This window comes from Streptomyces sp. NPDC044064, from assembly GCF_056434245.1.
Genome location: NZ_JBWKFN010000002.1, coordinates 185,249 through 200,535, shown reverse-complemented (window position 1 = coordinate 200,535; position 15,287 = coordinate 185,249). Strand labels below are relative to the sequence as shown.

Here is a 15,287-nt window from a genome sequence, read left to right as displayed (position 1 = left end):
ACGCATGCAGCGAGATGGACGACATCGCCTCCGTCGGACCTGTGAGGCCCCACCGGGCCTACAGATCCGGCAGGGCGAGCTGTTCGGGCTGGAGGGCGAAGAGCCTGCCGGGACTGTGACGGTTGAACAATCTTCGGCACGTCTACGCCTCAGCGCTGATCAAGAACGGCCCGTCGGGGCGGCACCCTGTGTGCGGGTGGCGCGCCCCTCCGTGCATCATCTGCGGAGACGGTCAAGCTACTTCGCTGACCAGGCAGAATGGCGCTTGTTGGCGTTGGCTGTAAGCGCTCAGGGGTTGCACTGGGTTGCGTTCACGCCGGTTGCCGGGCGGGCGCAGGCGTCGATGCCGGGACCGCCGTCGTTGGTGTTGGTGCCGGGGCCGCCGTCGAGTGCGTCGTTGCCCGCCTGGCCCTGGAGCGCGTCGTTGCCGTTGCCGCCCTGGAGCACGTCGTTGCCGTCGCCGCCTTCGAGACGGTCGTCGCCGTCGCCTCCGGTCAGGACATCGCTGCCGTCCCCGCCGCAGAGCAGGTCGTTGCCGCCGCGGCCGTTGATGATGTCGCTCCCGCCCAGACCGAAGATCGCATCGGGTCCGGACGTGCCGTTGAGGACATCGGCACGGTCGGTGCCGGTGATGATGTTGTAGCCCTGTGGGTTGGCCGGTGTGACGGTCGCACACGAAGGCGGGGCCGTGGAGTAGGAGATGATCACCTGAGGATCGCTGCCGCTGGGCGCGGGCGCCGCGGTACGGGCGGTGGCCTGAGGGGTGACGAACGAAGAACCCGCACCGCCGCCTCCGAACCCGGCGCCGCCGCTACCGCCGCCGCCGCCGAAGTAGCCGCCACCGCCGCCACCGCCGCCTCCCGGAGCGCCGGCGCCGCCGGTGCCGAGCGTGCCCGGACCGGCTGTCGCTCCGCCGCCTCCGCCGCCTCCGGTGTTGCCGCCTCCGCCGCCCCCGCCGTCACCCGGCACGGAATCGGAACTCCCGCCGCCGCCTCCTCCTCCCGCGCCTCCGGCGACATTCGCCGCAGCGGTTCCACCGGCGCCGCCCGGAAAGCCCGGTGTGGCGTCGGCCGACGAGCCGCCGTCTCCTCCCTTGCCTCCAGCGGCACCGAACGCCCCTCCGCTCCCCCCGGTGACACCATTTGCGCCCCCGCTGTTGCCCGTGCCGCCTGCTCCGCCGGTACCGGCCGCGGTGCCACCGCCCCCGCCGCCACCGAGGCTCAGGCGTCCGCCTCCGCCGCCTCCACCGGCGACGACCAGGCGGGTATCGGGCGTGAGACCGGTGCTCATGGCAGCGGTACGGACATCGCTGGCGCCGCCGCCGCCAGGGCCACCGGGGGTGTTCCCGCCACCGTTGAAGCCGCCGGAGCCAACGGCCCCGTTGCCGCCGACTTCGACGTACAGCGTGCTGCTCGGGGTGACCGGAACCCCTGTCGCGGTCACTCGCGCTCCGCTCCCACCGGCACCGCTGTTGAACGTGGCGCCCGCGCCCCCGACCGCGGTCACCGAAACGGCACTGACCCCGGCAGGCACGGCGAACGTCTGCTCAGCGCCCGTGAAGTCGAACGTGCACGTCGTGGTGGTACCGGTGGTGGTGCAGGTGCCCTGCGCATGAGCGGCTCCGGCCACTGTCACCGGAGCCGCGCCGGCGGCACACAGCACACCGACCGCGACACCGAGGGTCCGTGCGCGACGGCCTTTCGAACCGGCGCAACCTCCGCGCACACGCGAGTACGCCCGGCCGGACCGGTCGATGCCGACTGGCAGCGAAAAGACCACAATCACTCCTAACGAGAAGAGGGCAAGAGGAGGCGTGGAAGAACCGTGAGTGAGATTTCCCGGGCCACGGTCGGTTGCTGACCGCTATGGCGCCAGATCCACCCAAAAGGCCTTGCCCCGATCCAGCCGACGGGCAGGCGGGTTCCCGTTCTGCGGGTGTCCGAGTCAGTCAGGCTTTCCGTCGGGAGGGCCGGATGACGGTGAAGTTCGCGTACGAGAACCTGGGGGCGCAGGACCTGCAACGGCGTGGCCTGCGTCCCGAGACGGCGCCCACGGCAGTGCTCCTCGTGGACATCGAAGCCGACCTGACCATCCTGGACGAGGACCGTGTGGTGCTGGCGGAGGAATTCTTCCCGGTGGCCGAGCTGGCGCGAGCCCTGGTGGGCTGGCTGCGGCGGCCGGCCGGTGAGCGCGGAGATTTCGAGTTCGACTCGATGTCCTACGCGGACGTGGGCGAGGTGCGGATCCTGGGAACTTCCGAGGGATGGCGGGTCGGCTCCGTCTCGGAGCCGGACTCCTGGACCTCACGCGTCGGCTGGGAGGTCCTCGGCGCGGAGATCGAACGGTTCGTGACCGCCGTCCGCAAGGACGTCGTGGCGCTGGGCGCCGAGCCCGGCCTGATCCCCGAACTCTGAGAAACGGCCCGCTCTGCGACACGGCCCGTCGGGGCGGCACCCTGTGCGGGGTGCCGCCCTCTGGTGTTTCTCGACGGCACTGTCAGATGGTGCCGTCGTTGTTGACCGGGCCGACCTGGAAGGTTCCGGAGCATATGGTCCAGCGCGCCGGGACGAGAACCGCGGTGTGCGACGCCGGCGGGTAGATCCGCAGGTAGGTGCCGGTGCGCAGACAGGGTCCGCCGACGGGGCCGTTGGTGGTGCGGATGACCGCGGCGGTGGAGTGGGCGGGCGAGACCGTCACCGTCGAGTAGGACGCGCCGGTGCGGGTGGCGGCGGGTCCGATCTGCCGGTGTGCGGTGTCCAGGGCGCTGACGCCCGGGTAGCCGCGCAGCGCGCACTTGGTGGTGCTGGTGTTGGTGAACTGGATGGTCCAGTAGAGAGAACCGGCCGCACCCTCCTTGCGGCCCATGGAGAGGTAGAGATCGCTCGCGGAACAGGTACGGACCCCGGCCGACGCCTGCGCCGCCGCCGAGGTCACGCCCCAGGCGGCCCCGCCGGCCGTGAGCCCGGCGAGCGCCGCGGTCAGCAGGGCGACCGTGCCGCGACGGGACAAGTGGTGAGAGAACAGAGACATGGCGAATCCTCCTCCATCGGGCGAATGGGTGAATGAAGGTCATGGTGTTGGATGCACCTTCGCCCGGAAAAGTTGTGCCGTTCACCGGGAAAAAGTCCGGCACGGCCGGTGCTCACCACCCCTCCACGCCGGACGCAAGACGCCGGTGCCACCACGGTTCTGTTCGTGGTGCCAGCGGGTCGGGGAGTGTGAGGCGCAGGTAGCGGTGGTCCAGGGGTGTCAGTGTGCGTTGCAGTTCGGCTCGTGCGCGGGGTGGCAGCAGGGGCAGGATGTCGGCCAGGGCGTCCCGGGCCTGGCGTACGTCGTCGAGGGCGCAGCCCGGGCAGGCGGCGCAGTAGGACTCGCGGGGGTAGCGAGGTCGGCGTCCTGGTGGGTGGAGAAACGTGCGGTAGCGCCGCAGGGCGGTTTCGGTCGCGCCGCGTGAGAACCAGCGGCCGGGGGAGAGGCGCTCTGCGCGGTGGATGGCGAGGCTGGTGCGGTCGGACAGACCGGGTATGCGGGCCGGAGGGGGCTCTTCCCAGATGCGGGGGCCCGGGGTGGTGCGGTGGGCGCCGCGCAGGGCGCCGGGCCGGTTACGCGGCATCGGCCTTTCGGGGTGCGGTCATGAACTCCATGATGCCTCAAGGGCCTTCGTGACGGCATGCCGGGTTTTTGCGGGTGGTTCGGGGCGGGGGTGTTGCCGCAGAGTGCCGCGGCCGGCGCACGGACTCCGGCGACTGCCGGGTGGAGGCGGCACGGCGTCGGGGCAACCGTGGTTCTCGCGCCTACGCTGGACCCCTCAGCCCAGGGCCGAGCTGTCGGTCCGTCCGACGAGTGCCGCCTGGAGGAGCCCCATGGGCTGGACCGCGCAGGACATCCCCGCCCAGACCGGCCGCCTGGCCGTCGTCACCGGCGCCAACAGCGGCCTCGGTTACGTCACCGCGCGGGAGCTGGCCCGCAAGGGAGCCCGGGTGGTGCTCGCGTGCCGGAGTGAGGCGCGCGGGCTTGACGCCGGGGAGCGGATCGTGGCGGAGGTGCCGGGAGCCGAGGTCGAGGTGGAGCGGCTGGACCTCGGGGACCTGGCGTCCGTGCGGGACTTCGCGGACCGGGTGCCGTACGAGCGGATCGACCTGCTCGTCAACAACGCGGGCGTGATGGCGCCGCCGTACGGGACGACCGCCGACGGGTTCGAGACGCAGTTCGGGGTCAATCACCTGGGGCACTTCGCCCTCACCGGGCTGCTGCTGCCCGCCCTGCTCGCCACCCCGGGCGCCCGCGTCGTGACCGTCTCCAGCATGATGCACGCCCTCGCCAACATCGACATCCACGACCTCAACAGCGAGCGCCGGTACCGGCGTTGGATCGCCTACGCCCGCTCCAAGACCGCAAACCTCCTGTTCACGCACGAGTTGTCGTGGCGGCTGACCAGGCACCACGCCGACCTCGTCGCGGTCACCGCCCATCCGGGGTACGCCGCCACCAACCTCCAGACCGCCGGGCCGCGCGCCGAGGGGCGCAGGGGTGCCGAGCGGGCCATGGAGATCGGCAACCGGATCCTCGCCCAGCCGGCGGAGGCGGGCGCGCTGCCCACGCTGTACGCGGCGACCGCGCCCGACGTACGACCTGACGCCTTCGTCGGGCCCTCGTTCGCGAATTGGCGGGGTGCGCCCGCGCCGTCCTGGCGTGCGCCCTGGACGCTCAACGACGAGGTGGCGAGCATGCTCTGGGACGCCTCGGTGCAGCTGACAGGCGTGGAATTCGGCGCTCTCAAGGTGTGACGCGCCGCCGCAACGCCCCCGTTCGTAATCCCGGCGCATGGTCGGTCGTTGGGCCGTGCAACGACGACCGATGTCAGGGGGCCCACGATGAGGAGCATCAGCCGCAGGACGCTGCTGGCGGCAGGCGCGGGCGCCGGACTGCTCACGGCGTGCGGGGCCGACAACGGGCGCGGGGGCGGCTCGGGTCCGGCGCTGTCGCAGTGGTACCACCAGTACGGCGAGGCCGGCACCCAGCAGGCCGTGCAACGGTACGCCGCGGCGTACGAGAAGGCCGACGTCGCCGTGCAGTGGCGGCCGGGCGACTACGACCAGCAGACCGCCGCCGCCCTGCTCACCGACTCCGGGCCGGACGTCTTCGAGGGCAGCCCCACGCTCGACCAGATCCAGGGCGGCCAGGTCGCCGACCTCACCGATCTCCTCGACGGCGTCGAGGACGACTTCAACCCGGCCGTCCTCACGCCCAAGACCCACGGCGGGAGGATCTGGGGCGTTCCCCAGGTCATCGACACACAGCTGCTCTACTACCGCAGGAGCCTGCTCGCGGACGCGGGAGTCGAGCCGCCCACCACCCTGGACGCCCTCGTCGACGCCGCGAGGAGACTCACCGGCAGGACGGTCAAGGGACTCTTCCTCGGCAACGACGGGGGAGCGGGGGCGCTCGGCGCAACCCCTCTGTACGCGGCGGGACTTAGGCTCGTCACCGACGACGGCAGGGCCGGCTTCGACGACCCCTCCGCCGCCCGCACCCTCGGCAAGCTCCGCCGGCTCTACGCCGACAGGTCCCTCCTCCTCGGCGCACCCGCCGACTGGTCCGACCCCTCCGCCTTCCTCCAGGGCCTGACCGCCATGCAGTGGTCCGGGCTGTGGGCGCTGCCCCAGGTGCGGAAGGCCTTCGGCGACGACTTCGGGGTGCTGCCCTTCCCGATGGACGGCGGCGCCGGCCGGCCCGCCGTTCCCGTCGGTGCGTACGGTGCCGTCGTCAGCGCGCGCAGCAGGCGGCAGGAGGCCGCCAAGGCGTACGTGAAGTGGCTGTGGGTCGAACGCACCGACTTCCAGGAGGACTTCGCCCTCTCCTACGGCTTCCACATCCCCGCCCGGCTCTCCCTCGCCAGGAAGGCCACCAGGCTGAAGTCGGGCGCGGCCGCGGACGCCGTCCGCTTCACCACCGAGCACGGCTACGCCCAGCCCCTGCTGTGGACCCCGGCCTGCCAGACCGCCTACCAGGACGCGCTCAGCCGGATCATCAAGGGCGGTGCCGGTCCGGAGAGCGAGCTGCGGGCCGTCGTACGGAAGGTGTCGGCCGAGCTCGACCGGGTGAAGAAGAACGCGAAGAAGGCGTCGTGAGCCGGCGCAACGGCCTGTGGTTCTGGGTCTTCGTCGGCCCCTTCGCCCTCGGCCTCGCCCTCTTCACTTACGTTCCGCTGCTCTGGAGCGTGGCGCTCAGCTTCTTCGACGCGCACAACACCGTCACGCCGACGCACTTCGTCGGGCTGGACAACTACACGGCGATGATGGGGGACGACGCGTTCGTCGACAGCCTGCGGACCTTCCTCGTCTTCACCGCGTTCATCGTGCCCGTCACGTACGTGTTCTCCCTCTCCCTCGCGCTGATGGTCAACCGGCTCACCCGCGCCCGGGCCTTCTTCCGGTCCGTGTTCTTCCTGCCCGCCGCGTGCAGTTATGTCGTCGCTGCGCTCGTATGGAAGATGTCCCTGTTCAACGGGGTGCGCTTCGGGCTCGCGAACACCGTGCTGGGGTGGTTCGGCGGTGATCCCGTCGCCTGGCTCTCCACCACCGAGCCGCCCTGGTACTGGCTGGTCGTCGTCACCGTACGACTGTGGCTGCAAGCCGGGTTCTACATGATCCTCTTCCTCGCCGGGCTGCAGCGGATCGACCCCGCGCTGTACGAGGCGGCCGCCGTGGACGGGGCCCGGCCGGGCTGGACCGTGCTGCGGCACATCACGCTGCCCCAGCTGCGGGCCACCTCGGTCGCGGTGCTGCTGCTGCTCGTCGTCAGCGCCTTCCAGGCCTTCGACGAGTTCTACAACCTGCTGTCCGACGCCAGGGGGTACCCGCCGTACGCCCGGCCGCCGCTGGTCTACCTCTACTACACCGCCCTCGGACAGGGGCAGAACCTCGGGCTCGGCAGCGCGGGGGCGGTGATCCTCGCGCTGGTCGTGGCCGTGGTCGCCGTGGGACAGGCGCGGTGGCTGCGGCTGGGGAGGACGGACGCCGATGGATGACGCCCTGGTGCGGGCCGGGCGGGCACTGCGGCTGGTGCTGCTGATCGCGCTCGCCCTGCTCTTCCTGATCCCCTTCTATCTGCTGGTCCGCAACGGCCTGTCGAGCGAGCAGGACATCACCTCGCCCGAATGGACCTTCCTTCCCGGGGAGTTGAGGTGGGGAAACGTCCGGGAGCTGTTCGACGACCCCTCTGTGCCCTTCGCCCGCTCCCTCCTCAACTCCGCGCTGATCGCCGTCGCGACCACGCTCGGCACCCTGCTCCTCGCCTCCCTCGCCGGCTACGGCCTCGCCCGTGTCCCGTACCGGCACGCGAGCAAGGTCTTCCACGCCGTCCTCGGCACCCTCCTGGTCCCGGCCGCCGTGACGTTCGTGCCGAGTTTCGTGCTGGTGTCCTCGCTGGGCTGGATCTCCACGCTCCGCGGACTGGTCGTCCCGACGCTGTTCTCGGCCTTCGCCTGCTTCGTCTTCCGGCAGTATTTCCTCGGTTTTCCCCGGGAGCTGGAGGACGCGGCACAGGTCGACGGGCTCGGGCACTGGCGCACGTACTGGCTGGTGGTCGTGCCGAACGCCCGGCCGGTGTTCGCCGCCGTCGGGACCATCGTCTTCCTCGGCGCGTGGAACTCGTTCCTGTGGCCGCTGGTCATCGGGCAGGACCAGAGTGCCTGGACCGTGCAGGTGGCGCTGTCCTCCTTCGCGACGTCCCAGGTGATCCGGCTGCACGAGCTGTTCGTGGCCGCCGCCGTGTCGATCCTGCCGCTGCTTGCGGTGTTCCTGTGCCTGCAGCGGTGGATCGTGGCAGGGGTCGAGCGGTCGGGGATCGACTAGGGCCCGTATGGTTCCGGGCATGCGTTGCTGGATATGCGGCTCGGACCGGCTGAGTCCGGTCGGCGAACTCGCCTCGGGCGAGCGGTGGGGCGAGCGCCTTCAGCTCAAGTTCCGCCGCCCGGGACTCCTGAGGCCCCGGCCGGTGTTCGACGCCGGGCTCGCCCGGGCCTGCCGGGACTGCGGAGCCCTGTTTCCGTTCCTCGACGAGTACGCCCGGCGGGATCTGGACGCGGTGGCCGACGAGCTGACCGATGTCGAGGGGGCCGGGGCGCACCACGACGGGGAGTCCGAGGGCTCCGGCCCGTGAACCCGCGTGCTCACAGTGAGCCGCCGCTGTCCACCACCAGGTCGGTGCCGACGACCGAGGCCGCGTCGTCGGAGGCCAGGTAGAGGACGGCGGCGGCGACCTCCTCGGTGGTGGAGATCCGGCCGAGCGGGAGGGTGGCCTTCGCGCGCTCGGTGCGGTCGGCGTCCGTCTCGCCGGCGCGCAGCGACATCGAGGTGGCGGTGGCGCCCGGGCTGACCACGTTGATGCGGACGCCGTCGCCGATGTGGTCCAGGGCGGCGCCCCGGCTGAGGGCGGTCACGGCGGCCTTGGTCGCCGAGTAGGCGGCGGCTCCGGCGGAGGTGGCGTGCAGGCCGAACGTGGAGGACACGTTCACGATCGCGCCGCCCGACGGCTGGGTGCGCATCCGGCGGATCTGGGCCTGCAGGGCCAGGTGGACGCCGGTGACGTTGGTCGCGAGCTGGGTGTGCCAGTCCTCCTCCGGCAGTTCGGCGAGAGGCTGCCCGCCCCGGAAGACGCCGGCGTTGTTGACGGCCACGTCCAGCGAGCCGAAGGACTCGACGGCGGCCCGGACCAGCGCCTCCGCGTCGCCGCACCGGGAGACGTCGGCGGTCACCGCGAGAGCCTTGCCGCCCTGCTCCTCGATCAGCCGGACGGTCTCGTCCAGGGGCTCCCGCCTGCGCCCGGCGACGACGACATGCGCCCCCTGCGCGGCGAAAGCGAGGGCGACGGCCCGTCCGATGCCGGAGCCGGCGCCTGTGACGAGGGCGGTCCTGCCGGTGAAACGGGTGGTGGTCATGATCTCCCCTTTTCTTGACCGATCGGTTCAGTTTGAGGACGGGAAAACGGCCCTCTCGAGGAGGGCGGTACATCAGTCCAGCAGGGTCAGCGCCTGCTCCGCCGCGTCCCGCACGCGGGCCGGGTCCGCGGACGCCTTGCCGACCACCCGCAGGCCCTGCATCAGCACCAGCAGTGTGCGGGACAGGGCGAGCGGGTCGCGGTCGGACGGCAGCTCGCCCTGGGCCCGGGCGCGGACCAGCGTGGTGTGCAGGACCGTCTCCAGGTGGTCCCAGTTGCGCTCCACGCGCCGGGCGGCGGCCGGATCGTGCGGGGCCAGCTCGGCCGCCGTGTTGGTGACCAGGCAGCCGCTGCGGCGCAGTTCCCCGTGGGCCGCCTCGTCCGCGTAGCGCCGTACGACCGCTCGGACGGCCGGCAGTGCCGGGCCCGGCTGGGACAGCTCGTGCACGATCCGCGCGAGTCCGGACTGCTCGTACCGGTCGAACGCCTTCAGGTACAGCTCGTGCTTGCTGCCGAACGTCGCGTACAGGCTCGCCCTGCCGATGCCCAGGTGCTCGACCAGGTCGCTCATCGACGTCGCCTCGTAGCCGCGCCGCCAGAACAGCTCGAGGGCCGACTGCAGTGCGGCGTCGGGGTCGAATTCCTTGGTCCTGGCCATGCACCGCAGCCTAGGCATTTCTGGAACGACCGGTCAAGTATTCTGGCCGCTACGACGTTCCTGCGGCGGCCCGGCCCCTGCAGAGGACCACGCGCAGGCGGTCCGGGAGTTCGGGGCCGTGGACGCGGTGGGTGCACAGGGGCAGTGGGCCGGTGCGGCCGTCGCGGCCGGCGGTCGTTCCCGGTGCCGTGTGGCCCGGTGCCGTGTGGCCCGGGGCCGGTTTCGTGGCGCGGCCGGGCAGGGCCTGGACGCGGCCGACGGCGTTGCCGAGCAGTTCCGTGAACCACAGGTGCCGGTCGGGGCCGGCCGCGATCTGGAAGGGAACCTTGTCCACGCCGTCCGCCACCGGGAACTCGGTGATCCGGCCGTCCGGTGTCACCCGGCCGACACCGCTGGACTGTTCGGCGAACCAGAGGTTGCCGTCGGGTCCTTGGGTGATGCCGTCCGGGCCGGCGTCGGCGGACGGCAGCGGGAACTTCGTGATGTGTCCCGCGTGGTCGATCCGCCCCACCGCGTCGGCACCGGGAGCGGTGAACCACATGGCGCCGGGGCCCGCGGTGATGTCGAAGGGGAAGTCGTAGTCGCCCAGTGGGAATTCGGTGACCCGGCCGTCCCTGCCGACCCGGCCGATACTGCCGCTGATCGTCTCGGTGAACCACACGGTGCCGTCCGGCCCGGCGGCGATGCGGTAGGGGTCGCTCTCCGGCGTCGGGATCGGGTACTCGGTCACGGTGCCGTCGGGCGCCCTCCGCCCGATCCTGTTGGTCCCGGATTCGGTGAACCACACCGCGCCGTCCGGGGCGCTGGTGATGCCGGTCGGGGCGCTGTTCGCGGTCGGCAGCGGGAACTCGGTCACCTGGCCCTTCGTGGTGATCCGGCCGATCTTGTTGCCGAAGACCTCGGTGAACCAAAGGGCGCCGTCGCGGCCCCGGGTGATGTCGAAGGGAAAGCTGTCCGGGGTCGGGACCGCGTAGTCGGTGACGGTGCCGCCGGTCGTGATGCGCCCGATCCTGGACACCCCCGACTCGGTGAACCACAGCGCCCCGTCCGCCCCCGCCGTGATGGCGGCGGGGAAGCTGTCGGCGGTGGTGGTGATCGGGTACTCCGTCACATCCCCCGTGTCGGCCCGGGCAGGGGCGGCCACCGCCGTGGCGCCGATCAGGCCGCTGACGAACGCCGTGATCAGCCGGGGCGTACGTCGTCGAGACCTCGGACGGTCGGGCATGGGGGCAACCCTTCTCCAGGAACACCGAATCCGGACATGCGGTCAGGAATCTGACTGTATGTCCGGATTCAGGCTAGAGTTCGCCTCCGGGCCGCACGAGTCGGCTGATCCAAGCGGCTGACGGACGGCGCTCTCAGGTGCTCCGCACAGCGCTCTCAGGTGCTCCGCGCAGCGCTCTCAGGTGCTCCGCACCTGGTAAGCCGTCACCCGCACCGACTCGTCGTCCAGACACTGCCCGGACTCCAGGTCGAAGCGCTGCTTGAGCAGCGGGGACGCCACGAACGGGCGGCCCCGGTGGGTGCCGGTCAGGCCGCGGGAGAGGACCGCCGCGCCGCCGAACGGGTCGCGGTTGTCGATGCCGTACAGCCGGCCGTCACGGTCGCGGAACAGGGCGACCTGGCGGCCGTCCGGCAGCAGCGCGGCCACGCCACGGCCGGGCAGCAGCCGGCTCAGGTCGCAGACCGTGAACCACGCGCCCTCCGGGGAATCCAGCCGGATCTGAACCTTCAGGTCGGTCGTCTCGGGTGCCAGGGTCATCGCTGGGCGCTTCCTTCCAGGGGGCGGTGGCCGATGGTCAGCAGCGGCAGGTCGGGCTTGATCTGGTCGCGCTCGGGCACGAAGCCGACGACCGGGTCGGGGGTGTCCGGCGCGTTGACGAAGGACACGAACCGCGCGAGCTTCTCGGGATCGTTGATGGTGGTCGCCCACTCGTCGGCGTAGTGGGCCACGTGGTCCGCCATCAGGGACTCCAGCTCCTCGCAGATGCCGAGGGAGTCCTCCACGACCACGTCGCGCACATGGTCCAGCCCCCCGGGGATCCGCTCCAGCCAGGTCGAGGTGCGCTCCAGCCGGTCGGCGGTGCGGATGTAGAACATCAGGAACCGGTCGATCAGACGGACCAGCTCGGCGTCCGACAGGTCCTGGGCCAGCAGGTCCGCGTGGCGCGGGGTGGCGCCGCCGTTGCCGCCGACGTACAGGTTCCAGCCGTTGGAGGTGGCGATCACGCCGAAGTCCTTCGACTGGGCCTCCGCGCACTCACGGGCGCAGCCGGAGACCGCCGACTTGAGCTTGTGCGGGGAGCGCAGGCCCCGGTAGCGCAGCTCCAGGTCGATCGCCATGCGGACCGAGTCCTGGACGCCGTAGCGGCACCAGGTCTGCCCGACACAGGACTTCACCGTGCGCAGCGCCTTGCCGTAGGCGTGGCCCGACTCGAAGCCGGCGTCCACCAGACGGGTCCAGATCAGCGGGAGCTGCTCGACCCGGGCGCCGAACATGTCGATCCGCTGACCGCCGGTGATCTTCGTGTAGAGGCCGAAGTCGCGGGCGATCTCACCGATCACGATCAGCCCCTCGGGGGTGATCTCACCGCCGGGGATGCGCGGGACGACCGAGTACGAGCCGTTCTTCTGCAGGTTGGCCAGGAAGTGGTCGTTGCTGTCCTGCAGGGCCGCCTGCTCCCCGTCCAGGACGTAGCCGCTCACGCCGATCGAGGGGGCGAGGGAGGCGATGACCGACCCCACCGCCGGCTTGCAGACCTCACAGCCGCCGCCGCCCCGGGCGTCCTCGCGGCCGTAGCGGTCGAGGAGGTCCTGGTAGGTGCTGATGCGCAGGGCGAGGACGATCTCGTACAGCTCCTCGCGGGTCTGGGAGAAGCAGCCGCACAGGCCCTTGTCGACCTCGACGCCGGAGGCCTCCAGTTCGGCGGTGACCAGCTGGCCGAGCACCTTGACGCAACTGCCGCAGCCCGTGCCGGCCTTGGTGCACTTCTTCACCTCGGGCACGGTCGTGCAGCTGTGCTCGGTGACCGCGCCGCGGATCGTGCCCTTGGAGACGTTGTGGCAGGAGCAGATGATGGCCTCGTCCGGCAGTGCGGACGGGCCGAGCTGGGCCCCCGAGCCCGCTCCGGCGGGCAGGACGAGCGACTCGGGGGAGATGGGCGGGACGGTGCCGGTCAGGGCGCGCAGGGTGCCGTAGGCGTCCGCGTCGCCGACCAGGATGCCGCCCAGCAGCGTGCCGTCCCGGCCGATGACCAGCTTCTTGTAGAGGCCTGCGCGGGAGTCGGAGTAGACGACGTCCAGGCAGTCCTCGGTGGTGCCGTGCGCGTCACCGAAGGAGGCCACGTCCACACCGAGCAGCTTCAGCTTGGTGGACAGGTCGGCGCCGGTGAACGTCGGCTGATCGGTCTCGTCGGCGGCGATGGTGGCCGCCGCGGTCTCCGCCTGCTCGTAGCCGGGCGCGACCAGGCCGTACACCCGGCCGTCCGCGGCCAGCGCGCACTCGCCGATCGCGAACACGTGCGGGTCGGAGACGGTACGGCACTGCTCGTCGACCGTGATGCCGCCGCGCTCGCCCACGGTCAGGCCGCAGTCGCGGGCCAGCTGGTCGCGGGGGCGGACACCGGCGCTGAACACCACCAGGTCGGTGGCCAGCTCGGAGCCGTCGGACAGCTTCATGCCGGTGACGACACCGGCTTCGTCGACCACGATCTCCTGGGTGCCCACGCCCGTGTGGACGGTCAGGCCCATGTCCTCGATGGTGCGCAGCAGAGCCGCGCCACCGCCCTCGTCGACCTGCACCGGCATCAGGCGCGGTGCGAACTCCACGATGTGGGAGGTGAGCCCGAGACCCTTCAGCGCGCCGGCCGCCTCGAGCCCCAGCAGACCGCCGCCCACCACGGCGCCCACCTGGGCCTTGGCCATCGCGTACGCCTCGATCGCGAGCAGGTCCTCGATCGTGCGGTAGACGAAGCAGCCCTCGGCGTCCTTGCCCGGGACCGGCGGCACGAAGGGGTAGGAGCCGGTGGCGAGTACGAGGGTGTCGTACTCGAAGACCTGGCCGGACCTCGCCGTGACCTTCCGCGCCGCGCGGTCGATCGTCTCCGCGGGGTCGCCGACGTACAGCTCGATGCCGTGCGTCTCGATGAACTCCATGTCGGTCATGGAGAGTTCCTCGGGTGTCCTGCCCGAGAAGTACGAGGTGAGGGCGACGCGGTCGTATGCGGGACGCGGTTCCTCGCACAGCACGACCACGCGGTGCGTGGCGGTCAGGCCGCGCTCGCCGAGTGCTTCGAGGAAGCGCTGGCCGACCATGCCGTGGCCGACGAGCACGATCGTGGGGGTGGCCCCCGGGGTGGCGGTCATTCAGGAGCCTCCATCGTTGGTGAGCAGGTGGAGCAGAGGGCCTTCGTCGGGGAGCGGCTCTGCTCCCTCCCAGGCGCGGGCGAGTGCGCCGACGGTGCCGAGTTCGCCGACGAGCACCCCGCCGACCAGGCGGTCGTCGCGGACGACGACCTTGCGGTAGGTGCCCCGGGTGGCGTCGGCCAGCTGCACGACGTCGTCGCCGGGGCGGGGCTCGGTCTCGCCGAACGCGGCGAGGTCGAAGGGGGAGTCGCGGCCGGTGAGGGTCAGCCGGGTCAGCGCGCGGGTGCCGGTGTACCGGGCGTGCGGGGCGCCCGCGAGCAGTTCGGCGAGCAGCTCGGCCTGTTCGAGGGCCGGGGCGGCGAGGCCGTAGACCGTGCCGTCGTGTTCGGCGCAGTCGCCGATGGCGTGGATGTGCGGGTCGGAGGTGCGCAGCTCGTCGTCGACGAGGACGCCCCTGCGGACGGCGAGGCCCGCCTGCTCCGCCAGACCGGCGCGCGGCCGCACCCCGCAGGCGAGGACCACGAGGTCGGCGTCGAGGGCGTACCCGTCGGCCATCTCCACCGAGCGGACCGCGCCGCCGACGCAGCGCACGTCCCGCACCCGGCACTCGGTGTGCACCTCGACGCCCAGGTCCAGCAGGTGCCGCAGCACCAGCCGGGAGGCGTTCGGGTCGAGCTGGCGTTCCATCAGCCGCTCGGCCTGCTGGGCGAGCACCACCTGCGCGCCGCGCACGGCCAGCGCGCGGGCCGCGGAGACCCCGAGCAGCCCGCCGCCGATGACGACCGCCCGCACGCCCGGGCGTACTGCCTTGGACAGGCCCAGGCAGTCGTCCATCGTGCGGAACGCGTGCACGCCCTCCGGAAGCTGGTGGTCGGCGGTGAACAGGCCGCGCAGCGGCGGCAGCACGGGGTTGGAGCCGGTGGCCAGCACCAGCGAGTCGTATGCGATCGACGAGCCGTCGGCGCAGTGCAGCTGCCGCGCGGTGCGGTCGATGCCGGTGACCCGGGTGCGCACCAGGCCGCCGGGGGCCGGGAGGGAGATCACCTCCGGGGCGTACCGGCCGGCCAGCACCTCGGCGAGCAGCACCCGGTTGTACGGCCGGTGCTCCTCGTCGCCGACGAGCAGCGCGGGCGTGCCCAGCTCGCCGAGCCGCCGGGCGAGCCGTACGCCCGCGAGGCCGGCGCCGATCACCACCACACGCGTATTCGAGGTCATGCAAAGGAGCGTGCGGCCCCGACGTTACCCGGCCGCATCACTCCTGTTTCCCGTGAGGAACGCTGCCCTCAGCGGGGGCGGACCGGCGGTGTGAGGGTCCCGTGCGCGC

15 protein-coding genes are annotated in these 15,287 nt (G+C 71.8%); 6 read left to right on the top strand and 9 right to left on the bottom strand.

Annotated elements, in window-relative coordinates:
• Positions 1-288 precede the first annotated feature (288 nt).
• Positions 289-969, bottom strand: coding sequence for a calcium-binding protein (locus tag AC07DS_RS03985; protein ID WP_479142449.1), 681 nt, complete (start codon positions 967-969; stop codon positions 289-291).
• A gap of 1,004 nt (positions 970-1,973) precedes the next feature.
• On the opposite strand from AC07DS_RS03985, the gene AC07DS_RS03980 reads away from it, so the two are divergent.
• Entirely contained in the window at positions 1,974-2,414 is a 441-nt protein-coding gene (locus AC07DS_RS03980; protein ID WP_479142448.1) for a DUF7878 domain-containing protein, read from the top strand.
• Positions 2,415-2,496: 82 nt separating this feature from the next.
• On the opposite strand, the gene AC07DS_RS03975 is transcribed toward AC07DS_RS03980, so the two are convergent.
• Both AC07DS_RS03975 and AC07DS_RS03970 read right to left on the bottom strand, forming a co-directional pair.
• The gene (locus AC07DS_RS03975) at positions 2,497-3,030 is read right to left on the bottom strand and encodes a DUF4232 domain-containing protein (RefSeq protein WP_479142446.1); all 534 of its coding nucleotides are present in this window, start codon (positions 3,028-3,030) and stop codon (positions 2,497-2,499) included.
• Positions 3,031-3,142: 112 nt separating this feature from the next.
• Positions 3,143-3,613, bottom strand: a complete 471-nt coding sequence (locus AC07DS_RS03970) for a hypothetical protein (protein ID WP_479142444.1) — start codon at positions 3,611-3,613, stop codon at positions 3,143-3,145.
• Between the two features lie 250 nt (positions 3,614-3,863).
• Here AC07DS_RS03970 and AC07DS_RS03965 point away from each other — a divergent pair, with 250 nt between their 5' ends.
• From AC07DS_RS03965 to AC07DS_RS03945, 5 genes are all read left to right on the top strand, one after another.
• The gene (locus AC07DS_RS03965) at positions 3,864-4,787 is read left to right on the top strand and encodes an oxidoreductase (protein ID WP_479142443.1); all 924 of its coding nucleotides are present in this window, start codon (positions 3,864-3,866) and stop codon (positions 4,785-4,787) included.
• Positions 4,788-4,874: 87 nt separating this feature from the next.
• Positions 4,875-6,131, top strand: coding sequence for an ABC transporter substrate-binding protein (locus AC07DS_RS03960; RefSeq protein WP_479142441.1), 1,257 nt, complete (start codon positions 4,875-4,877; stop codon positions 6,129-6,131).
• Positions 6,128-7,030 carry a carbohydrate ABC transporter permease gene (locus AC07DS_RS03955; protein ID WP_479142440.1) on the top strand — a complete coding sequence of 301 codons (903 nt, stop codon included), beginning with the start codon at positions 6,128-6,130 and terminating at the stop codon, positions 7,028-7,030. Before AC07DS_RS03960 ends, AC07DS_RS03955 begins: the two co-directional genes overlap by 4 nt.
• Complete coding sequence (locus tag AC07DS_RS03950) at positions 7,023-7,856, top strand: carbohydrate ABC transporter permease (protein WP_479142438.1); 834 nt, start codon at positions 7,023-7,025, stop codon at positions 7,854-7,856. Before AC07DS_RS03955 ends, AC07DS_RS03950 begins: the two co-directional genes overlap by 8 nt.
• Before the next feature lie 19 nt (positions 7,857-7,875).
• On the top strand, positions 7,876-8,163 hold the full coding sequence (locus AC07DS_RS03945; RefSeq protein WP_479142436.1) for a hypothetical protein: 288 nt from the start codon (positions 7,876-7,878) through the stop codon (positions 8,161-8,163).
• A 10-nt stretch (positions 8,164-8,173) separates the two neighbouring features.
• Here AC07DS_RS03945 and AC07DS_RS03940 read toward each other — a convergent pair whose 3' ends face one another.
• The 6 genes from AC07DS_RS03940 to AC07DS_RS03915 form a co-directional block, all read right to left on the bottom strand.
• Complete coding sequence (locus tag AC07DS_RS03940) at positions 8,174-8,941, bottom strand: SDR family NAD(P)-dependent oxidoreductase (protein ID WP_479142434.1); 768 nt, start codon at positions 8,939-8,941, stop codon at positions 8,174-8,176.
• Positions 8,942-9,013: 72 nt separating this feature from the next.
• On the bottom strand, positions 9,014-9,598 hold the full coding sequence (locus tag AC07DS_RS03935; RefSeq protein ID WP_145883257.1) for a TetR/AcrR family transcriptional regulator: 585 nt from the start codon (positions 9,596-9,598) through the stop codon (positions 9,014-9,016).
• A gap of 49 nt (positions 9,599-9,647) precedes the next feature.
• Positions 9,648-10,823: a Vgb family protein gene (locus AC07DS_RS03930; RefSeq protein WP_479142433.1), complete on the bottom strand. Its 1,176-nt coding sequence runs from the start codon at positions 10,821-10,823 to the stop codon at positions 9,648-9,650.
• Positions 10,824-11,000: 177 nt separating this feature from the next.
• Positions 11,001-11,360: a nitrite reductase small subunit NirD gene (nirD, locus tag AC07DS_RS03925; RefSeq protein WP_479142431.1), complete on the bottom strand. Its 360-nt coding sequence runs from the start codon at positions 11,358-11,360 to the stop codon at positions 11,001-11,003.
• Positions 11,357-13,963: a nitrite reductase large subunit NirB gene (nirB, locus tag AC07DS_RS03920; protein WP_479142430.1), complete on the bottom strand. Its 2,607-nt coding sequence runs from the start codon at positions 13,961-13,963 to the stop codon at positions 11,357-11,359. The genes nirD and nirB overlap by 4 nt, the downstream gene beginning before the upstream one ends.
• Positions 13,964-15,178 (bottom strand): NAD(P)/FAD-dependent oxidoreductase, encoded by a 1,215-nt coding sequence (locus AC07DS_RS03915; protein ID WP_479142428.1) that lies wholly within the window; start codon positions 15,176-15,178, stop codon positions 13,964-13,966. It lies immediately after the preceding gene.
• Between the last annotated feature and the right edge of the window lie 109 nt (positions 15,179-15,287).